This window comes from Janthinobacterium aestuarii (genome assembly GCF_051380835.1).
GTDB lineage: Bacteria > Pseudomonadota > Gammaproteobacteria > Burkholderiales > Burkholderiaceae_D > Janthinobacterium > Janthinobacterium aestuarii.
The window spans coordinates 529,104-550,860 of the sequence record NZ_JBNYXU010000001.1 but is presented as its reverse complement, the minus strand read 5'-3'; the positions used below and the strand labels follow the sequence as shown (position 1 = coordinate 550,860).

Annotated in this window: 16 protein-coding genes; 12 read left to right on the top strand and 4 right to left on the bottom strand. The window is 65.4% G+C overall.

The annotated features are described in order from the left end of the window. Positions 1–21 precede the first annotated feature (21 nt). The 12 genes from ACQ4WO_RS02490 to ACQ4WO_RS02435 all read left to right on the top strand — a co-directional run bounded on the left by ACQ4WO_RS02490 (position 22) and on the right by ACQ4WO_RS02435 (position 16,623). Complete coding sequence (locus ACQ4WO_RS02490) at positions 22–897, top strand: aldo/keto reductase family oxidoreductase (RefSeq protein WP_436480092.1); 876 nt, start codon at positions 22–24, stop codon at positions 895–897. A 21-nt stretch (positions 898–918) separates the two neighbouring features. Further along, positions 919–1,380 carry a MarR family winged helix-turn-helix transcriptional regulator gene (locus ACQ4WO_RS02485; RefSeq protein WP_101482558.1) on the top strand — a complete coding sequence of 154 codons (462 nt, stop codon included), beginning with the start codon at positions 919–921 and terminating at the stop codon, positions 1,378–1,380. 165 nt (positions 1,381–1,545) lie between these two features. Next, complete coding sequence (locus ACQ4WO_RS02480) at positions 1,546–3,921, top strand: M1 family metallopeptidase (protein ID WP_436480091.1); 2,376 nt, start codon at positions 1,546–1,548, stop codon at positions 3,919–3,921. Then, entirely contained in the window at positions 3,918–4,406 is a 489-nt protein-coding gene (locus ACQ4WO_RS02475) for a DUF6702 family protein (protein ID WP_436480090.1), read from the top strand. The genes ACQ4WO_RS02480 and ACQ4WO_RS02475 overlap by 4 nt, the downstream gene beginning before the upstream one ends. A 22-nt stretch (positions 4,407–4,428) precedes the next feature. Continuing rightward, positions 4,429–6,465, top strand: a complete 2,037-nt coding sequence (locus ACQ4WO_RS02470) for a TonB-dependent receptor (protein WP_436480089.1) — start codon at positions 4,429–4,431, stop codon at positions 6,463–6,465. Positions 6,466–6,567: 102 nt separating this feature from the next. Continuing rightward, a complete protein-coding gene (locus ACQ4WO_RS02465; RefSeq protein ID WP_436480088.1) occupies positions 6,568–7,302 on the top strand; it encodes a 2OG-Fe dioxygenase family protein in 735 nt (244 codons plus the stop codon). Positions 7,303–7,444: 142 nt separating this feature from the next. Beyond that, entirely contained in the window at positions 7,445–8,806 is a 1,362-nt protein-coding gene (locus ACQ4WO_RS02460) for a hybrid sensor histidine kinase/response regulator (protein ID WP_436480087.1), read from the top strand. A gap of 264 nt (positions 8,807–9,070) precedes the next feature. Continuing rightward, positions 9,071–9,799: a CerR family C-terminal domain-containing protein gene (locus ACQ4WO_RS02455; RefSeq protein WP_436480086.1), complete on the top strand. Its 729-nt coding sequence runs from the start codon at positions 9,071–9,073 to the stop codon at positions 9,797–9,799. Continuing rightward, a complete protein-coding gene (locus ACQ4WO_RS02450) occupies positions 9,796–11,208 on the top strand; it encodes an efflux transporter outer membrane subunit (protein ID WP_436480085.1) in 1,413 nt (470 codons plus the stop codon). Before ACQ4WO_RS02455 ends, ACQ4WO_RS02450 begins: the two co-directional genes overlap by 4 nt. A 13-nt stretch (positions 11,209–11,221) precedes the next feature. After that, complete coding sequence (locus ACQ4WO_RS02445) at positions 11,222–12,388, top strand: efflux RND transporter periplasmic adaptor subunit (protein ID WP_436480084.1); 1,167 nt, start codon at positions 11,222–11,224, stop codon at positions 12,386–12,388. A gap of 9 nt (positions 12,389–12,397) precedes the next feature. After that, complete coding sequence (locus ACQ4WO_RS02440) at positions 12,398–15,514, top strand: efflux RND transporter permease subunit (RefSeq protein WP_436480083.1); 3,117 nt, start codon at positions 12,398–12,400, stop codon at positions 15,512–15,514. A 131-nt stretch (positions 15,515–15,645) separates the two neighbouring features. Next, entirely contained in the window at positions 15,646–16,623 is a 978-nt protein-coding gene (locus ACQ4WO_RS02435) for a hypothetical protein (protein WP_436480082.1), read from the top strand. Positions 16,624–16,662: 39 nt separating this feature from the next. Here ACQ4WO_RS02435 and ACQ4WO_RS02430 read toward each other — a convergent pair whose 3' ends face one another. The 4 genes from ACQ4WO_RS02430 to ACQ4WO_RS02415 form a co-directional block, all read right to left on the bottom strand. Then, the gene (locus ACQ4WO_RS02430) at positions 16,663–17,403 is read right to left on the bottom strand and encodes a tetratricopeptide repeat protein (RefSeq protein ID WP_436480081.1); all 741 of its coding nucleotides are present in this window, start codon (positions 17,401–17,403) and stop codon (positions 16,663–16,665) included. Positions 17,404–17,494: 91 nt separating this feature from the next. Beyond that, positions 17,495–18,889 (bottom strand): efflux transporter outer membrane subunit, encoded by a 1,395-nt coding sequence (locus tag ACQ4WO_RS02425; protein WP_436480080.1) that lies wholly within the window; start codon positions 18,887–18,889, stop codon positions 17,495–17,497. Further along, complete coding sequence (locus ACQ4WO_RS02420; RefSeq protein ID WP_436480079.1) at positions 18,886–20,067, bottom strand: HlyD family secretion protein; 1,182 nt, start codon at positions 20,065–20,067, stop codon at positions 18,886–18,888. The genes ACQ4WO_RS02425 and ACQ4WO_RS02420 overlap by 4 nt, the downstream gene beginning before the upstream one ends. Next, the gene (locus ACQ4WO_RS02415; protein WP_436480078.1) at positions 20,054–21,748 is read right to left on the bottom strand and encodes an MFS transporter; all 1,695 of its coding nucleotides are present in this window, start codon (positions 21,746–21,748) and stop codon (positions 20,054–20,056) included. Before ACQ4WO_RS02415 ends, ACQ4WO_RS02420 begins: the two co-directional genes overlap by 14 nt. Between the last annotated feature and the right edge of the window lie 9 nt (positions 21,749–21,757).

Here is a 21,757-nt window from a genome sequence, read left to right as displayed (position 1 = left end):
AACCACCATACAGGAGCTGCCATGCACACGCATTCCCCCGCCCGCGACCAATTCACGCCCGCCCATTGCGACATCCCATTCAACCGCCTCGGCTACGGCGCCATGCAACTGGCCGGCCCGCACGTCTGGGGGCCGCCGAAAGACCGCGCCGCCGCCGTCGCCGTGCTGCGCGAGGCCATCGAACTGGGCGTCAACCATATCGACACCTCGGACTTTTACGGCCCGCACGTCACCAACCAGATCATCCGCGAAGCGCTGCATCCCTACCGCGACGGCTTGACCATCGTCACCAAGATCGGCTTCATGCGCGGCGCCGACCAGTCCTGGCTGCCGGCCGCATCGCCACAGCAACTGCGCGACGCCGTGCACGACAACCTGCGCAACCTGGGCCTGGACGTGCTCGACGTGGTCAACCTGCGCGCGCCGGGCATGGCCGGACCTGACGGCTCGTCGCTTGCCGGGCCGCTGGACACGCTGGTGCAGCTGCAGCGCGAAGGCCTGGTGCGCCATATCGGCCTGTCCAATGTCGATGCGGCCCAGGTGGCCGAGGCACAGCGCATCAGCCCCATCGTCTGCGTGCAGAACCACTACAACCTGGCGCACCGCGCGGACGATGCGCTGATCGACTCCCTGGCCGCGCAAGGCATCGCCTATGTGCCCTTCTTCCCCCTGGGCGGTTTTTCGCCGCTGCAGTCCGATACCTTGAACCAGGTAGCGGCCGCCCTGCAAGCGACGCCAATGCAAGTGGCGCTGGCCTGGCTGCTGCAGCGCGCGCCGAACATGCTGGTCATTCCCGGCACTTCGTCGGTGGCGCATCTGCGCGAAAACGTCGCGGCCGGCGCGCTCACGCTCGACGGGCAGGCGCTGGCGGCATTGAGGTCGCTTGCAACTAAGTAGTGCACTATATATACTGTAGCCATGGATACCACTACCGCCCCCAACCCCTTGCACCAGGTGCCGCGCCTGGACGGCCAGCTGTGCTTTGCGCTGTACTCGACCTCGCTTGCCATGAACAAGCTGTACCGCAAGCTGCTGCGCAAGCTTGGCCTGACCTATTCGCAATACCTGGTGATGATGGTGTTGTGGGAGCGCGACGGCTTGACGGTGTCGGAAGTGGGCGAGCGCCTGTTCCTCGACTCGGCCACCCTGACGCCCTTGCTCAAGCGCATGGAGCAATCGGGCTTGCTCACGCGCACGCGCGCCGCCAGCGACGAGCGCCAGGTCATCATTTCCCTCACGCAGCAGGGCGACCAGCTGCGCCACGAGGCGGCCCTGCTGCCCGAGGCCATCCTGGCGGCCAGCCACTGCAGCGTGGAGCAGGTTGTGGACATGAAACAACAACTGAACCAGTTGCGCGACAGCCTGATGAAAAGTGAGTAAAAGCGCCGCTTTTCCGAGCAAAATCAGGCAAAGCCTGCCCCTGACAGCGGCAGGCAAAAGCTGGCGTAAAATCCGCCTTTCTTTATTACAAATCGATACATGGATGGCCCCACCCTGCGTATAGAATAGTTGCCACTATTTCCTTACAACAACATCAAGGTGATCATGCGCATACCTTTCGGCTCCGTAGCCTCGCTGGCTCTGTGTTTTACCGTGTCGGCCTTCGCTGCCGAGCCATTTGACGACAAGTTCCGCCAGCTCGAAGAGGTGTTGCCCACCCCGAATACCTACCGCACCGCCTCCGGCGCGCCAGGCCACGCCTACTGGCAGCAGCGCGCCGACTACACGATCCGCGCCACGCTCGATGAAGCCAGGCGCGAAATCGCCGGCAGCGGCACCATCACCTACCATAACCAGTCGCCCGACACCCTCGGCTACCTGTGGGTGCAGCTGGACCAGAATATCTACAAGCCCGATTCCGATGCGCGCCGCATGGCCACGGCGCCGTCGCGCCAGGCGTGGGCCAAGACGGCGGGCGAAGACACGATGAAATTCGAAAGCTTGCGCGGCATCCTCGCGCGCGGCGACTTCCAGGGCGGCTTCCATATCCGCCGCTTGACGGGCGCCGATGGCCAGCCTTTGAAGTACGTTATCAACCGCACCATGATGCGCATCGACCTGCCGCAGCCCTTGAAGCCGGGGCAGGACTTTGCCTTCCAGATCGACTGGGATTACCGCATCAACGAACAGAAGGTGCTGGGCGGGCGCGCCGGCTATGAAGTCTTCGACGACAAGAACGCCCTGTTCGAAGTGGCGCAGTGGTTCCCCCGCATGGCGGCCTATTACGACGCGGCAGGCTGGCAGCACAAGCAGTTCCTCGGCTCGGGCGAATTCACGCTGGAGTTCGGTGACTACGACGTGCAGCTGACGGTGCCCGCCGACCATATCGTCGCCTCCACGGGCCAGCTGCAAAACCCGCTGGACGTGCTGTCTGCCGCGCAGCGCGAGCGCCTGGAAAAAGCGCGCGGCAGCGACAAGCCCGTCGTCATCGTCACGCAAAAGGAAGCGGAAGCGGCCGAGAAAACTGTCAGCCGCGCGCAAAAGACGTGGCACTTCAAGGCGGCCAACGTGCGCGACTTTGCCTGGGCCTCGAGCCGCAAGTTCATCTGGGATGCGCAGGGCTACAAGAAGGGCGGCAGCGATGTGATGGCCATGTCCTACTACCCGAAAGAGGGCAATCCGCTGTGGGAAAAGTACAGCACGCAAGCCATCGTGCACACGATCGAGCAGTACAACAAGTACAGCATCGACTACCCGTACCCGACGGCCATTTCCGTCAACGGCCCCGTCGGCGGCATGGAGTATCCGATGATCTCGTTCAACGGCCCCCGTCCGGTGAAAGACAAGAAGACGGGCGAGCTGACCTACTCGAAGCGCACCAAGTATGGCCTGATCGGCGTGATCATCCACGAGGTGGGCCACAACTACTATCCGATGATCATCAACTCGGACGAGCGCCAGTGGACATGGATGGACGAAGGCCTCAACACCTTCGTGCAATACCTGGCGCAGCAGGCGTGGGAAGAAAACTATCCTGCCTCGCGCGGCGAACCGCGCGAGATCGTCGACTACATGCGTAGCCGCGACCAGGTGCCCATCATGACCAATTCCGAATCCCTGCTGCAGTTCGGCAACAACGCCTACGCCAAGCCGGCGGCGGGCCTGAACATCCTGCGCGAGACCATCCTCGGGCGCGAGCTGTTCGACTACGCGTTCAAGGAATATGCGCAGCGCTGGAAGTTCAAGCGCCCCACGCCCGCCGACTTTTTCCGCACCATGGAAGACGCTTCCGGCACGGACCTCGACTGGTTCTGGCGCGGCTGGTTCTATACGACCGACCCGGTCGACATCAGCATCGACGGCATCAGCGAATACGGCGTAAGCTCGAAAGACCCGGCCACGGAAAAAGCGTGGAAAAAGGCGCAGAAAGACGCCCAGCCGGAATCCGTCACGAGCCGCGCCAACAAGGGCATGCCGCGCCGCGTCGATGCCCATCCGGAGCTCAAGGATTTCTATAACCAGCACGACGATTTCACGGTGACCAACAAGGACCGCAACGCCTACGCCGAAGCGCTGGCCGCTCTGGAACCGTGGGAAAAGGACTTGCTGAAACAGGGCAAGCACCTGTACCTGGTCGACCTGTCGAACGTGGGCGGCATGGTCATGCCCCTGATCCTCGAAATCGAACTAAAAAGCGGCAAGAAATACGTCGAGCGCGTGCCGGCCGAAGTGTGGCGCTACTCGCCGAAGAAAATAACCAAGGTCGTCATCACGGATGAACCGATGGTGGGCCTGGTGCAAGACCCGTACTGGGAAACGGCCGACATCGACACGAGCAACAATAGCTGGCCGCGCAAGATCACGCCATCGCGCCTGGAACTGTTCAAGAGCGAAAAGTCGCCCAAGGATAACCTGATGCGCGATTTCCATACGCCGCTGAAAGGCCAGAACGGCGGCGCGTCCAAGGGCGACGAAGCATGAAGCGCTGGCGCGCGCTGGCTTGCGCCGTGCTGGCCTGCGCCAGCATGGCGGCCGGCGCCCACAACTTCCACATGGGTATCGCCGACATCAGCTACAACGCGGCCAGCGGCAGCACGGAAGTGGTGCACACCTACACGGGCCACGACGTCGAGGCGCTGCTGACGAACTTGTACCAGCGCCAGTTCGACCTGGGCCAGGAAGACAGCGAAGCGGCGCTGCGCCGCTATGTGGAAAAACAGTTTTACCTCGTGGGGCCGGACGGCAAGCGCTTGCGCCTGAACTGGGTCGGCATGAAGGTCAATGCCGACAATGTTGTCATCTTCCAGGAGATCGAGCGCACGCGCCTGGCCCCCGCCACGCGCATCCACAACCAGCTGCTGATCGACTTCCTGCCCAGCCAGCGCAATACCCTCAACGTGCAGGACAGCGGCACTATCCAGACGCTGATTTTCGACCGCCAGAACACGGAACTGCCGATCCGCTAAGGCCCGCCCCCCTATTACATCCATGACGCCACGCTCTCTTCCCCTGCTCCTTGCCGCCCTGTTTTCAGCCACCGCCGCCCATGCCGACGACATCTTCCAGCGCGTGCTGATCGACGGTTCGCGCCTGAACCAGCTGGGCGTGGCCGATTCGGCCAATGCGGGCAGCGTCACGCAACAGCAGCTCGATGCGCGCACCAGCTACCGGCCCGGCGAATTGCTCGAAGCCGTGCCGGGACTGATCGTCAGCCAGCATAGCGGCGAGGGCAAGGCCAACCAGTTCTACCTGCGCGGCTTCAACCTCGATCATGGCACGGACTTGCGCACCACGGTCGACGAGATGCCCGTCAACCAGCGCAGCCATGGCCACGGGCAGGGCTGGACGGACCTGAACTTTCTGATCCCCGAACTGGCCATGCGCCTCGATTACAGGAAGGGGCCGTATTCGGCGGCGCAAGGCGATTTCTCCTCGGCGGGCGCGGCGTCCGTCGTCTACGCGAACCGCCTGACGCAGGGCATCGCCAGCGTGGGCATCGGACAAAACGGCTTTCGCCGCGCCCTGCTGGCCGATACGCTCGATGCGGGCGACGGCAGCCTGCTGTACGCGCTCGAAGCGCAGCACAACGACGGCCCGTTCACGCAGCCGGACCGCTACCGCAAGCTCAATGGCGTGCTGCGCTACAGCGAAGGCTATGCCAACAACGGCTTCAATGTCACGGCCATGGCGTATGACGCCAGCTGGAACGCCACCGACCAGATTCCGCTGCGCGCCGTGCAGGACGGCACCCTGGGCCGCTTCGACGCCATCGATGCCAGCGACGGCGGCAAGGCCCAGCGCTACAGCCTGTCGGGCGCCTGGCGCCAGACGACGGACGACATGTCGTCCAAAGTCAGCGCATATGTGATCGCCAACCGCCTGGCCCTGTTCTCGAATTTTACGTATGCGATGGACGCCCCCGATAACGGCGACCAGTTCGCCCAGCCCGACCGGCGCGTGACGGCCGGCCTCGACGCCAGCCACACCTGGCACCGCCACACGGACAGGGGCAGCAGCGACACCACCATCGGCCTGCAGCTACAGAACGACAATATCCACAATGGCCTGTACAACACGCGGCAGCGCCAGACCGTGTCGACCACGCGGCAAGACCACATCGTCGAATCGAGCATCGGCGTATATGGCGAAAACAGCACGCGCTGGTCGCGCTGGCTGCGCACCGTGGCCGGCCTGCGCGCGGACGCCTACCGCTTCGACGTGCGCAGTGACCGCGCCGCCAATTCGGGCAAGGCCAGCGACCATTTGTTCAGCCCCAGCCTGAGCGTGATCGCCGGGCCGTGGCGCGATACGGAAGCGTATATCAACATTGGCAATGGTTTTCACAGCAACGACGCGCGCGGCACGACGATCACGGTCGACCCGAAGACGGGCGAAGCGGCCGACAAGGTCACGCCGCTGGTGCGCTCGCGCGGACTGGAACTGGGCTTGCGCAGCGCCGCCATCGCCGGCCTGCAAACGTCGCTGTCGCTGTACCGGCTGGACTTCGATTCCGAACTGCTGTTCATCGGCGACGCGGGCGCCACCGAGGCGGGCCGCCCCAGCCGCCGCTACGGCATCGAGTTTTCCAGCTATTACAAGGCGGCCAGATGGCTGTCGCTGGACCTGGACCTCGCGTATGCGCGCGCACGCTCGCGCGGCAGCGACCCGGCGGGCGGCTTCATCCCCGGCGCCATCGAAGGCGTGGCCCAGCTGGCCATGACGGTGACGCCGCCAGGGCCGTGGTCGGGCTCCTTGCGCTTGCGCTACTTCGGCCCGCGCCCCCTGATGGAAGACAACAGCGTGCGCTCGTCGGCCAGCGTGGGCTTGAACGGGCGCATCGCCTACCAGATCGACAAGACCTTGCGCGTGGAGGTGGAAGGCTACAACCTGGCCAACCGGCGCGACTCGGCCATCGACTACTACTATGCCTCGCGCCTGCCCGGCGAGGCGCAGCCCGTCGACGACGTCCACTTCCATCCGGTGGAATCGCGCTCGCTGCGCCTGACCCTGGTAAAGAATTTTTAAGTAAACAAGAATAATTCTTATCGCACTGCACAGGAAACGCCGCGAAGTCGTAGAATGCCAGGCTGGATAAACTGAGACAGGCCGCGTTGCGGCCGCACCGCCATGAGCACTTCCGCACCGATCTTTACCGACCCGTCCCACGTCAAGGAAGCCTTGCGCGATGACGGCTATGCCGTCCTGCGCCCGCAGGACGTGGCCGCGCTGGCCGGCTGCCCGCTGGACGCATTGCGCGCGCTGGAAGGGAGCTGGAATACCCTGGCGCTGGACAATTACCTGAAGGATGGCGGCCGCTATCGGCGCCGGCGCCACTCGTGCTTCGTGCAGGATGGCGAGCGCCTGGCGCAGACGGCGCACCGTCCGCACTGGCAGCCGGTGGAATACAACGCCCTGCACGGCGGCATGCACCGCCTGTTCGAACCGGTCGAAGCGGCTATCGTCGCGCAAGCGGCCTGGCAGCAGGTGATCCGCGCGCTCGGCGACGTCTGCTCCCAGGTCAAGGGCAGCCAGCCGTGGTTCATCGAAGCGCACCAGTTCCGCATCGATACGACCGACGGCATCGGCCGGCCCACGCCGGAAGGGGCGCACCGCGACGGCGTCGATTTCGTCGCCGTGCTGCTGATCGGGCGCGAACAGGTCAAGGGCGGCGAGACGCGCATCTTCGAAGCGAATGGCCCCAACGGCAAGCGCTTTACCCTGACCGAACCGTGGTCGCTGCTGCTGCTCGACGACGCTGCCGTGATCCACGAATCGACGCCGATCCAGCCCCTGGGCGAGCATGGTCACCGCGATACCCTCGTGCTGACATATCGCGCAGGCCAGTTCCAGGGCGAAAACTGACAAGCGGCCACAGCATTTCCTGTGGCCAAAATAGTTACTTGGAAGTTACTTTTGCAGACCTAAATCCGATATAGTCATACGATGTCGATATTGCGCGCTCACGGCGCCCAGCATCACCACACTGAAATCCTAGGAGAGGTCTGTGGACTCCAACAACCAAATCAAGCCTGACGAAATCGAGATCCTGATCGTCGAGGACAGCCCGACCCAGGCGGAGCGCTTGCGCCGCCTGATCCAGTCGCTGCACTACAACGCGCGCGTGGCGGCGAATGGCCAGCTGGCCCTGGCCGCCATCCGCGAGCGCAAGCCGCACCTGGTGCTGTCCGATATCGTCATGCCTGAAATGAATGGCTACGACCTGTGCCGCGCCATCAAGTCCGACCCGACCCTGCGCGACATTCCCGTGATCCTCGTCACCTCGCTCAACGATCCGAAGGACATCATCCGCGGCATCGAGTGCGGCGCCGACAATTTCATCCGCAAGCCCTACGCGGAAGACTACCTGCTCAACCGCATCAGCCACATGCTGATGAACCAGAAGCTGCGCAAGAACCAGAACGTGGAAATCGGCATCGCCCTGTACCTGGGCGACCAGAAGCATTTCATCAATGCGGAACGCCAGCAAATCCTCGACCTGCTGATCTCCACGTATGAACAGGCGGTGCAGGTCAACGGCGAACTGCAGGCGCGCGAACGCCAGGTGATCGAGCTGAACATGCGCCTGGCGCACCATGCGGCCGAACTGGAAACCATCAACCGCGAAATCGCCCTGAAGAACCTGGAGCTGGCCGAAGCGAGCCGCATGAAGTCCGCCTTCATCGCCAACATGTCGCATGAACTGCGCACACCGCTCAACGCCATCATCGGCTTCACGGGCGCGCTGCTGATGAAACTGCCCGGCCCCCTGACGTCCGACCAGGACAAGCAACTCAATACCATCCGCGCCAGCGCGCGCCATTTGCTCTCGCTGATCAACGACATCCTCGACGTGGCCAAGATCGAAGCGGGCAAGCTGACGCTGTCGATCGAACCCGTGCACTGCCAGGAACTGATGGCCGACGTGGCCGACACCCTGCGTCCCCTGGCCCAGCAAAAAGGCCTGGCGCTGGAACTCGAACTGGGCGAGCCGGGCCAATCTCCCGCCATCATCGAGACGGACCGTCGTGCGCTGACGCAAATCCTCATCAATCTGCTCAACAACGCCATCAAGTTCACGGAACAGGGCACGGTGCGCATCAGCCTGTCCCAGCGCGACGAAGACGGCGTGCTGGTGACGGAAATGAGCATCGCCGACAGCGGCGCCGGCATCAAGGAAGAAGACCAGGCCAAGCTGTTCCAGGCCTTCTCGCAGCTCGATTCCACCTCCACGCGCCACGTGGAAGGCGCGGGACTGGGCCTGTACCTGTGCCAGAACCTGGCCAACGCCATCGGCGGCGCCCTGTTCTTCAACAGCGACTACGGCTCGGGCAGCACGTTTACACTGGCCCTGCGCAGCAAGGCCTGAGCTTCTGTGCGCCGCAGCATGGAATACCGGCTTTTTGCCATCGAAAAGAGACCGATACAGTAGTTCTACGGTATTGCACTGCACCATTTTCAGCGCTATAGTAGAACTGTCTCCTCCAATTCGTTCTCCGAACATTGGCTTCAGCCCGCGAATACAACCGCGGGCTTTTTTTTGCCTGCGTTTTTCATTATCTTCATCATTCCTTAACTAAATCAACCGGCTTAGTTATATCAATCGTTTGAGATATATGATTAAATCTCCGGCATGATTGAAAAAAACGCCATCCCCACTTCCCATGCCGACGACGGGCGCAAGCCCCGTTCCGACGGCGAGCAGTCGCGCGAGCGGCTGCTGCATAGCGCCATCCGCCTGTTTGCCGAGCAAGGCTACGCCAAGACGTCCACGCGCGAGCTGGCGCAGGCGGCCGGCACCAACGCGGCCGCCATCAGCTATTATTTTGGCGACAAGGCTGGACTGTACCGCGCCGCCTTTGCGCAGCAGTCAGCGGATCCGCAAGACAATATCGCCCTGTACGAGCAACCGCATTTCACCTTGCGCCAAAGCCTGGAAGGCTTTTATGCGCAATTGCTCGCGCCCATGCAGCAGGGCGACATCGCGCGCGACTGCATGCGCCTGTGGTGCCGCGAAATGCTCGAACCGACGGGCCTGTGGGCGCGCGAGATCGACCAGAACATCCGCCCCGAACACGAAGCGCTCACGCGCGTGCTGGCGCGCCACCTGGGCGCGCCCGACAACAGCGACGACATGCACCGGCTGGCGTTTTCCATCGCCTCGCTGGCCCTGCAGCACATGGTGGGCACGGAGGTGCTGCACACCTTGCGCCCGCAACTGCTGGAATCGCCGCACGCGATCGACACCTGGCTGGCGCGCATGACCGACTACGCGCTGGCCATGGCCGACGTGGAGCGCCGGCGCCTGGCCATTCCTCCCTCGCCCTCTACCACTCAACGACAAGCAGAAGGACCAGCATGACGACTATTCGATGCACCGTTCAACGCGTCCTGGCCGCCAGCATCGTGCTGGCGCTGGGCGGTTGCGCCCTGCAGGGGCCGCCCGCAGCGGTGGCCGCCAGCGCGCCCGCGCAGTGGCAGGCGCCGCTGCCGCACAACGGCAAGCTGACGGACCTGGCCAGCTGGTGGCAGGGCCAGGGCGACAGCCTGCTGGTGGAATTGATCAACGACGCGCAGCAGGTCAGTCCGACCATCGCCGCCGCCGGCACGCGCATCGTGCAGGCACGCGCTGACCGCATCGCCAGCGGCGCCGCACTGGCGCCCACCTTGGACGCGACAGGCAGCGTGGTGCGCACCAGCCAGCAATCGGCCCAGCCCAGCGGCACCACCTCGCAGGCCGCGCTGCAGGCGTCATGGGAAATCGACGTGTTCGGCGCCAACCGCGCCACGCGCGACGCGGCCCAGGAGCGCCACGACAGCGCCCGCGCGCTCTGGCATGAGGCCCGCGTCTCGGTGGCCGCCGAAGTGGCGAACCAGTACTACGCCTTGCGCGCCTGCCAGCAACTGCAGGCCGTGTCCGAACAGGACGCCGTCTCGCGCCGCGACTCGGCGCGCCTGACGGAACTGAGCGCCGGCGCCGGCTTCCAGCCGCCCGCCAACGCCGCGCTGGCCCGCGCCAGCGCCGCCGAAGGCGCCAGCCGCGCCATCGAACAGCGCGCCGCCTGCGACGTGAATATCAAGGCGCTGGTGGCCCTGTCGGCGATGCCGGAAGCGTCGCTGCGCGAGAAACTGGCGGCCAGCCCCGCCATCCTGCCCTCGCCCGTGGCGATCGCGGAACTGCCGGCGCAAACCCTGGGCCAACGCCCAGACATCTACAGCGCCGAACGCGAAGTGGCGGCCGCCAGCTTCGAAGTACGCGGTGCGCAGGCGCAGCGCTATCCCCGCCTGAGCCTGGCCGGCTCCATCGGCAAGGGCAATATCCGCGCCGGCGGCACCAGCATCACGGCCAGCACCTGGAGCATCGGCCCGCTGGCCGTCAGCCTGCCCATCTTCGACGGCGGCACCCGCCGCGCGCAGATCGATGCGGCCACGGCGCGCTACGACGAAGCCGTAGTGAAATACCGCGCTGGCGTGCGCCAGGCCGTGCGCGAAGTGGAGGAAGCACTGGTCAACCTGGCCAGCACGGACGAGCGCAGCAGCCATGCGCAAACGGCACTGGAAGGCTACCGCGTGTCTTTCGTCGCCACGGAAGACCGCTACAAGAATGGCCTGGCCAGCCTGATCGAACTGGAAGACGCGCGCCGCACGCGCCTGGCCGCCGAAAACACGGTGGTCAACCTCGAGCGCGAACGCAGCGCCGCCTGGGTGGCGCTGTACCGCGCCGCCGGCGGCGGCTGGACCAGCAGCGCCATCGCCAACAACGCCCCCTGACGGATACGACAACATGAAAAAAATGACCTTGAAACCGATGGCGCTCGCCTTTGCGGCCCTCGTTGTGGCGCTGGGCGCCGGCGTGGCCCTGTACTCCCCTTCCTCCACGGCGGCGGACGACGCCAAGGATAAAAACGCGGCGCAAAAGCCGGCGCTGACCGTCACCACGGCCAAGCCGCAAACGGCCAGCCTGCCCATCAAGCTGAAGGCCAACGGCAACGTGGCCGCCTGGCAGGAAGCCGTCATCGGCAGCGAATCGAACGGCTTGCGCCTGACCGACGTGCGCGTCAATGTCGGCGACGTCGTGCGCGCCGGCCAGGTGCTGGCCGTGTTCTCGAACGACACGGTGAACGCCGACGTGGCGCAGGCCAAGGCCGCCGTGCTGGAAGCGGAAGCCAATGCGGCGGAAGCGGCCGCCAACGCGCAGCGCGCCCGCTCGCTGCAAAGCACGGGCGCCATCAGCGCGCAGCAGATCAGCCAGTACCTGACGGCAGAACAGACGGCCAACGCGCGCATCGCGTCGGCCAAGGCACAGCTGGCGTCGCAGCAGCTGCGCCTGAAATACACGCAGGTGGTGGCGCCCGACAGCGGCATCATCTCTTCGCGTTCGGCCACCGTCGGTTCCGTGGTGGGCGCCGGCACGGAACTGTTCCGCATGATCCGCCAGGGCCGCCTCGAATGGCGCGCCGAAGTGACGGCCACCGAGCTGCTGAATCTGAAGCCGGGCACCCTGGCGCAAGTGAAGGCGGCCAACGGCAGCGTCTTGACGGGCAAGGTGCGCATGATCGCCCCTACCGTCGATCCGCAGACGCGTTCCGCCCTCGTGTATGTCGACCTGCCTGCCGGCACGGGCAGCAACGCGCCGTTCAAGGCCGGCATGTACGCCAGCGGCGAATTCGAACTCGGCACCTCGGGCGCGCTGACCGTGCCACAGCAGGCGATCGCCGTGCGTGATGGTTTCAGCTATGTCTTCCGCCTGAATCCCGACCAGCGGGTCAGCCAGATCAAGGTGCAGGCCGGACGGCGCCTGAGCGACCGCATTGAAATCCTTGGGGGCATCACGGCCGACACCACCATCGTCGTCAGCGGCGCAGGCTTCCTCAATGACGGCGATCTGGTACGGAATGTACAGGCTCCGGCAGCGGCCAAGGCTGCTGTAGCACCTGCAGCGAAAAAGTAAGGAGAGGCCATGAATTTTTCCTCCCTCTCGATCAAGAACCCGATCCCGGCCATCATGCTGTTCGCGCTGCTGACCCTGGCCGGTCTGCTGGCCTACAAGGCCAATCCGGTGCAGGATTTCCCTGACATCGAACTGCCCATCGTCACCGTCAGCGCCGTGCTGCCCGGCGCCGCGCCAGCCCAGCTGGAAACGGAAGTGGCGCGCAAGATCGAAGATTCCGTCGCCACCCTGCAAGGCGTGAAAAACATCTACACCAAGGTGCTCGATGGCGTTGTCACGGTGACCGTCGAATTCATCCTGGAAAAGCAGATCGCCGAAGCCGTCAACGATGTGCGCGACGCCGTCGCGCGGGTCAAGGCGGACATGCCGGCCGAGCTGCGCGACCCCACCGTCACGAAGGCGTCCACGGCGGGACGCGTGGTGCTGACCTTTATCGCCACGGCGAAGCCGGGCGTGGACAACCCGCTCGACTCTCCCGACCTGTCCTGGTTCGTCGACAACACGGTGGCCAAGCGCCTCTTGACCGTGCCCGGCGTGGGCGCCGTCACCAGAGTCGGCGGCGTCTACCGCGAGATCCAGGTGGAACTCGACGAGGCGCGTATGGCCGCATTGAAAGTGTCGGCCCTCGACGTGTCGCGCCAGCTGCGCCTGGTGCAGCGTGAAGCGCCTGGCGGCAGGGGCGACATCAGCGGCGCCGAGCAGTCGGTGCGCACGATCGCCACAGTGAAAACGGCCGATGAACTGTCGCGCGTGGAAGTGCCGCTGCCGGACGGACGCCATGTGCGCCTGGACCAGGTAGCCACCGTGCGCGACACCATCGCCGAACCGCGCGCGCTGGCCGAGCAGGATGGCAAGGCGGTCGTCGCCTTTGAAGTATTCCGCACCAAGGGCGCCAGCGAAGTGGCCGTCGCCAAGGGCGCGCGCGACGCCATCGCCGACCTGCAGAAGGAAAACCCGAACGTGGTGCTGCAGCAGTCGATCGACAATGCCTTCCCCGTCGAGGAAAACTTCGACGGCTCGATGGAGCTGCTGTACGAAGGCGCATTGCTGGCCGTGCTGGTGGTGTGGTGGTTCCTGCGCGACTGGCGCGCCACCCTGGTGGCCGCCGCCGCCCTGCCCCTGTCCGTGATGCCGGCTTTCCTCGGCATCTACTGGTTCGGCTACACGCTCAATACCGTCACACTGCTGTCGCTGGCGCTGGTCGTCGGCGTGCTGGTCGATGACGCCATCGTGGAAATCGAAAACATCGAGCGCCATCTGCGCATGGGCAAGTCGCCGATGGAAGCGGCCATGGAAGCGGCCGACGAAATCGGCATGGCGGTCATCGCCACCACCTTCGCGCTGGTGGCCGTGTTCCTGCCCACGGCCTTCATGAGCGGCATTCCCGGCCTGTTCTTCAAGCAGTTCGGCTGGACGGCCGTGCTGGCCGTGCTGGCGTCCTTGGTGGTGGCGCGGTTGCTCACGCCGATGATGGCGGCCTACATCCTGAAACCGCTGCCGCACAAGGAAGAACAGGATGGGTGGCTGATGACGCGCTACCTGACGGTCATGCGCTGGTGCCTGAACCATCGCGGCATCACGGCCATCGCCGCGGCCCTGTTCTTTGTCGGCGCCATCGCGCTCGTGCCGCTGCTGCCGACCGGCTTCGTGCCGGCCGCCGACCGCGCGCAGACGCAGATCAACCTGGAACTGCCGCCCGGCTCCACCCTGGGCGAAACGCAGGCCGTGGCGGCCCTGGCGCGCGATGCGGCCATGCGCACGCCGGGCATTGAAGGCGTCTTCAGTTCGATAGGCGGCGGTTCCAGCGGCGACGCCTTCGCTCCCGGCGCCGCGGCCGAGGCGCGCCGCGCCGTGCTGACCCTGACCACCGTGCACCGCACCGAGCGCAAGGAATCGATGGCGGACCTGGAAACGCAGCTGCGCCAGAAGCTCGATACCATCCCCGGCGCCCGCTTCACGGTGGGACCGCCCGACACGGGCGTCAAGATGCAGCTGGTGCTGCGCTCGGAAGATCCGGTGGCGCTGATGGCCGCGGCGCAAAAGGTCGAGCGCGAACTGCGTGGCTTGAAAGGCATCGGCAACGTCAATTCCAGCGCCTCGCTGGTGCGCCCGGAAATCATCGTGCGTCCCGATTTCGCCAAGGCGGCCGACCTGGGCGTGACGACGGCGGCCATCGGCGAAACCGTGCGCGTGGCCACGGCCGGCGACTACGACACGGACCTGACGAAAATGAACCTGCCCGAGCGGCAAGTGCCGATCCGCGTCAAGCTGCCCAACAGCGTGCGCGCCGACCTGGCCGCCATCGAGCGCCTGACCGTGCCCGGCAAGAATGGTCCCGTGCGCCTGGCGAACGTGGCCAGCGTGACGATGGAAAGCGGCCCGGCGCAGATCGACCGCCTGAACCGCAGCCGCAACGTGACCCTCGACGTGGAACTCGGTTCGCGCACCCTGGGCGAACTGAATGAAGAGGCGCGCGCGCTGCCGTCGATGAAGAACTTGCCGCCATCCGTGAAGATCGCCGAACTGGGCGACGCGCAAGAGATGGCCTCGCTGTTCGCCAGCTTCGGCCTGGCCATGCTGATCGGCGTGCTGTGCATCTATTGCGTGCTGGTGCTGCTGTTCAAGGACTTCATGCAGCCGGTGACCATCCTGGCGGCGCTGCCGCTGTCGATCGGCGGCGCCTTCGTGGCGCTCCTGATTACGGGCAGCGCCCTGTCGATGCCGTCGATGATCGGCCTGATCATGCTGATGGGGATCGTCACCAAGAACTCGATCCTGCTGGTCGACTATGCGATCCTGGCGCGCCAGGCCGGCATGAACCGCTTCGACGCGCTGGTCGACGCCTGCCACAAGCGCAGCCGCCCCATCCTGATGACGACGATCGCCATGGGCGCCGGCATGATGCCGCTGGCGCTGGGCTGGGGCGCCGACCCCAGCTTCCGTTCGCCGATGGCCATCACCGTCATCGGCGGCCTGATCACGTCGACCCTATTGAGCCTGCTGGTGGTGCCGGCCGTGTTCACCTACATCGACGACCTCGAGCACCTGCTCAAGCGGGGCGTGGCGAAACTGCGCCGCCAAAAGGCGCCGCTGCGGCGCGATGACAAGGTGGCGCTGGAAAAATAAGCGCCACGGTCAATTGCAAAATCGCCCCCTGCGGGCAAGGAAACGAGGGACCGGCCGCCAGGCCGCGCTCCCTCGCTTTCATCTATCTGGCATACTGCGCCCATTCTCCATGAACGCAATCTGCCCTGCCTATGAATTACCGCACCCCGCTCGTCCTGCTGATGGCATCCGCGCTGCTCGGCGCCTGCTCGGACAAGACCGCCCCCGCCAGCGCCGACCTGGCAGCTGACGTGGTCACCGAAGCCCCCGCTGCCGCTGCCGCAGCAGACACCGCATCGGCCGAACACGTGCCGCCGCCTTCCGCCACCGCACCGAGGACGGAAGCGATGAACACGCCCCAGGCGCGCGAGCGCGAAGTGGGCATGATGCGCGCCGTCTTCGGCAAGGACTACCGCAGCGACAGCGAAGATGCGCTGGCCGACCTGCCCGATCCCGATAACCACGTCGACAAGCTCAGTTACGTGGTCAGCGCCGTCAGCCACAAGCTGCTGCCCGATGGCAGCGCCATCCTGGTGGCGAATGCGGAAACGGCCAACACGGAAGGCACGGCCGAATCGGCGCATGCTTCACCGGGGCTGCTGAATGTCTTTTTCCTGGCGCCCAAGGGCCAGCCGGAAGACGGCCAATGGCAAGTCGTGAAGCGCCTGGAAAACATCGCCGCCCTGGGTTCGTCGGGGCAGCTCGGCGAAGTGCACTGGGCCATGCTGGGCACGAACAAGCCGGGACTGGTGATCCGCCATGGCTATACGGGCCAGGGCTACACCATTACGCAACTGGCCCTGTTTGAAATCGGCGACGGCAAGGTCACCTCACTCGATGGCGCCATCGACCTGTATTCGGACAATATGGGCGCCTGCGGGCCCGAGACGGACGAGTGCTGGATGGTCAAGGGGAACTGGCGCTTCGCGCCGGCGCGCAATGGCGGCGCCTATGATGACTTGCTGATCGATTTCAAGGGCGCCTCCGAGAAGATCAAGCCCGGCGTCGCGGTCAAGCCCGACGAAGACCCGCCGCGCATCGCCACGCCCCTGAACAACCACGCGCGCTACGGCTTCGATGGCAAGGGATATAAACTGATTGAAGGGAAAAACACGGTACCGGGCGTCTAATGGGGTCAGGCCCGCCGGGTCTGCCCCCACGTAAGCCAGCTACTTGCGCGCCGCTTCCAGGCGCGCCAGCAGCGGCGCATACATGGCACGCGTATGGCTGCTCCAGCGGGCCATGGCGCTGTCGATATCGAGCAGCAGGCGTTCCGACAACACCTTGTCGCCCTGCTGCAGCGCCCAGATCGCACACTCGGCGCGGCACTCGAAGCTGTTGTAGCGCGTCAGCGCATCGTCGAATTCCGCTTTCGCTTCCACCTGGCGCCCGCTTTGCGCCAGCGCGCGCGCCGTCAGCAGGGACACCATCTCGGGACGAAAATGCATATCCGTGCGGCGGATGAATTCCAGGTGCGTCAAGGCCTCGGCGCCCCGTTCGCACTCCAGGTAGGCGCGCGCCGCACCGAGGCGAATTTCCAGGTCCGATGCAAACGCCCCCTGCAGGCAGGCTTCATACGTCGATGCCGCTTCCTTTGCATCGCCTGCCTCGAGCTGCGCGCTGGCCAGACGCATCTGGTTTTGCGCCGTCGGCGTGTACTCGAAGGCCGCTTTTGCCTCGCGCAATTCGCGGTTCGGATCGAGCACCTGCACGGCCACCGATGCGACCTTGCGCGCGCCTTGCGGCAGGCGCGAATTGGGCAGGTAGATGGCGAAGAAATACACCACGCTGCCCAGCAGCGGGAACATGAATAAGATGAGCAGCCAGTACAGCTGCTGCCCGTTGCGCACCACGTGGACCGCAAAAAATACCGCGATCAGGATGTGGATGCCTATGCCAAAAATCGTCATGCTGCGACCTCGTTCGTGATGGGAGCAGCCGGCACCATGCCGCCGCTTTTCCTGCTCAGAATATTACACTGGCCGCGCCGTGCACACGCGCCTATTGCGCCTTGGCCGACCAGCCGCCGCCCATGGCGCGGTACAGGTCGACCGAGGCGACGAGGATGCGCGTCTTCAGCTGCAACAGCCCCACGTCGGCACTGTACAGGGTGCGCTGGGCGTCGAGTTCTTCCAGGTAGGATGCGTAGCCATTGCGGTAGCGGTTGTGCGCGATGCGCAGGGTGTCGGCCGCCGTGGCGCGGCGCGCATCGTTTTCCGCGGCCTGCTGCCGGAGGCGGTAGATGGCGCCAAGGCTGTTCTCCGTTTCGGCGAAAGCATTGCGCACCACGTTTTCATATGTGTACACGAGCTGGTCGCGCTGGGCGCCGGCCGCATCCGTCTGCGCCTGCACGCGCCCGCCATCGAACAGGGGGCCGGCCGCCAGCGCTGTCATGCGCCACAAGGCAGTGGGCGCATGCAGGAAATCGGTGAGGGTCGTGGCTTGCCCGCCGCCCACGGCCGTCAGCTTGAACGAGGGCAGCAGCTGGTCGCGCGTGGCGGCCAGGCTGGCGTTGGCGGCAGCCAGGTTGTGTTCCGCGCGCGCGATATCGGGCCGCCGGCGCAGCAATTCGGATGGCAATCCTGCCGGCACGCCAGGCGCCGCCAGCTCGGCCAGCGGCAAGCCGCGCGCGATGGGACCGGGATTGCCGCCGACGAGGACGGCCAGCGCGTTTTCCTGTTCAAAGATCTGCCGCTGCAGCTGCGGCACCTGTTCCGCCGCCGCATGGTATTCCGATTGCGCCTGCAGCCATTCCAGGCGCGAGCTGTAGCCCACCTCGAACTGCTTGCGCGCCAGCTCGCGCGACTGTTCGCGCAGCTGCAGGGTCGATTGCGTGAGCGCCAGCTGCGCGTCGAGCCCCCGCAGATTCAGGTAACTCGTCGCCACGCTGGCGGCGATCGACAGGGCCGCCGCATCGAGGCTGGCCTGCTCGGCGCGGTAGCTCTCGCCCGCCGCATCGCTCAGGCTGGCCAGCCGGCCCCACACGTCGATTTCATAGCTGGCCTGCAGTTCCGCCTGGAAGACATTCGTCACGTACGGTTTGCCGCTGGACGCGAGCGTGCGCGTACGCGTGGGCGAACCGTCGAAGGCCAGGTTGGGTGCGCGGTTCGCGTCGGCCTGCGCCAGGCGCGCGCGGTATTCCTGCACGCGGGCGCGCGCCACGCGCAAATCGCCATTGCGCGCCAGCGCCTCGCCCACCAGGTCGCTCAAGACCGGGTCGCCGAAGGCTTGCCACCACAGCTGCTCGACATGGGCCTCAGTCGCCGCAGGCGCGCCTGCCGCTTGCGCGCGCCAGCCGGATGGCAGCTGCAGTGCCGATGCAGGCTGCGGTGGCGCGTTGGCGGCGCAACCGGCCAGCGCCAGCGCGCCGGCCATCAGCAGGAAACGGCGCTTCATGGCTTGGCCTTCTTCGGCGGCGGTGGCGGCGCCGGATTGTCCGCCGAGTCGTTCAGCACGGCGGACGTATCGACGCTGACCACTACCGACATGCCGGGCACGAGGCGGCGCGCATTCGCCTGCCCCGCATCGATACGGATGCGCACGGGAATGCGCTGGGCGATTTTGAGGTAGTTGCCCGTCGCGTTATCGGCCGGCAGCACGGAAAACTCGGAACCGGTGGCCGGCGAAATGCGCTCCACTTGTCCCGTCAGCACGGCGCCGTCGAGCGCGTCGACGTGGAAAGTGGCGCTCTGCCCTTCCTGCACGCCGTTCATCTGCGTTTCCTTGAAATTGGCGATCACCCACATCTGGCGCGGCACCAGCGCCATCAGCTGCGCGCCCGAATTCACGTACGCGCCCTGGCGCACCGTCACCTGGCCCAATTGTCCATCGGATGGCGCCACGATGCGCGTGTTATCGAGGTCGATCTTCGCCGCCTTGACAGCCGCCTGCGCATTGGCCACGGCCGCTTCCAGCGCCTGCTTGTTGACCACCACGCTATGCACGCTTTGCTGGGCGATGTCGAGATTGGCGCGGGCCTGCGCCAGCGCCGCCGCCATCTGCGCCTGCGTGGCGCGCGACTGGTCGTGTTCGCGCTGCGACAGCGAGCCGTCGGCCACCAGCTGCTCCACGCGATTGAGATCGGCGCTGGCCTTGCGCGCCTGCGCTTCCGCGTTGGCCAGGGCCGCTTCGCTGACGGAAATGCCCGCCTGCGCGCTGGCTTTTTGCTGCGCCCAGTTCGACAGCGCCGCCTGCTGCGCGGCCAGCTGGGCCTGCGCCTGCTCGTAGCGCTGCTGGTAGATGCGGTCGTCGATGCGCACCAGCAGCTGGCCTTCCTTGACGTCCATGAAATCCTGCACCGTCACTTCCACCACATAGCCCGACAGCTGCGTGCCGATGATGGTCACCTGCCCGCGCACGGTGGCGTTTTCCGTCGTCACGATGGGACTCGTAAACGGCGGCAGACGCCACGCATACAGCACGATCAGCACGCCCACCAGGGCCACGGCGGCAAAGGCCAGCGCGGACAGCCACTGATGGCGGCGGTCCGGCTGCGCCGTGGAAGTGGTTGGCGCCGGCGTGGTCGCGGCTGCGGGCGTTGTCGGTGCTGGTGGCGGAGTATTATTTTCTGTCATTGCTCGGTTCCGAATTGGTAATGGGGACGATGGCCATGGCCGTCTGCGCATCGCGCACGGGGCCGACCAGGCGGCGCGCGCCGGTGGTGATGCGGGTCCAGGACTGGCTGACCAGCATCCAGATCAGGGTGGCGATGGCAACGCCGGCGATCATCAAAAAAACGTCGTTATAGGCCAGCACATTGGCTTCGCGCGTGGCGACGGCACCCAGACGCGCCACGCCCTGGGCGCTGCGCAAGGCAGGGTCCATCAGTACGCCGCCATAGCTTGCGGCGCCCGACTGCACGCGCGCCGCCACCTGCGGATCCAGCATGCTCAAGTGCTCGACCAGATAACTGGAATGGTATTTTTCGCGCGCCGTCTGGATGGTGCCGACGATGGCCGCACCGAGCAGACCGCCCAGGTTCTGCGTCATGGTAAACATCACGGAAAAACTCACGAGGTTGCGCGGTTCGGCGATCACGGCGCCCATGCCCGCCACCATCGTGGGACCGAGGAAATACGAGCCGCCAAAGGCCAGCAGGAACTGGCTCACATACATGTTGACGGGGCGCGTCTGGCTGGTGGCGTGCGCGTCGATCAGGGCGCCGGCGGCGATCAGCAGCAGCGCGAACATCAGCGAGCGGTTCAAGGTCGCCGGATTGATCGTCAGCGCGCTGACCACCAGGCCCGCCACGCTGCCCAGCAGCACCACGACGAACAGGTTCTGCATCTGGTCCGTGTTCAGGCCCAGCGCCTGCAAAAAGCCGACCGCCCCCGTCGATTCGGACAGCACGATGCGAAACAGCAGCACCGATAAAAACAGCTTGGCGATCTTGCCCGTGGTGAGCCAGCGCGTGTTGAGCAGCGGACGCGCGCGGTTATGCTCGATGGCCAGCGAGGCGGCGATCAACACGATGGAGCACGCCAGGCACACGCCCACCCATTCGGACTCCATCCACCATGCCGTGCGCCCCTGCGCCAGCACGGCACAGAGCAGAGCCACGCCGGGCGCGAACAGGATGAAGGTGAGGAAATCGAGCGGCTCGAAGGTCTGCACCCGGTCGCCGGGCGGCAGCTTCAGGGCCAGCACGCAGCCCAGCGCCAGCAGGGCCAGTCCCAGCTCGAACAGGTACAAGCCGTGCCATTCGCCGATCTGCAGCAGTTCGGAGGTGAAGATGCGCGCCAGGGGCAGCGCCAGCTGGGCAAAGCCCAGGCCCAGCACCACGCCCTTCAGGCGGTGCCGCGCGGGAAACGCCTGCAAGGTGTAGTACAGGCCCAGCACCCCCAGCGCGCCGCCCACCATGCCATGCGCGGCCCGCACGGCGATCGCCGACGGCAAAGTATTCGCGTACAAGTGGGCGAACGTCACCAGCGCATACAGCACCAGGAACGCTTCCGTAAACAGGCGCAGGCCGAACTGCTGGCGGAACTTTACCAGCAGCAGATTCATGGAAACGATGGTCATCACGTAGGCGGCCGGCAGCCACTGCATCTGGTAGGCATAGGCGGCCAGCGAACCTTGCAGGTTCAGCAAATTGGCCGTCACCAGGCCGTTGCCCAGTCCCCCCGTCAGCGCGACGATCAGGCCGACGATGAAATACGCGACACGCTTGGGCGTCGAATGTTCGGGCATCGATGGCGACCCGGGCAAGGTCGGGCGTTCGCCCGGCCCCCAGGTGCGAGGTGTGTACTTGTCCATGCAGTAATC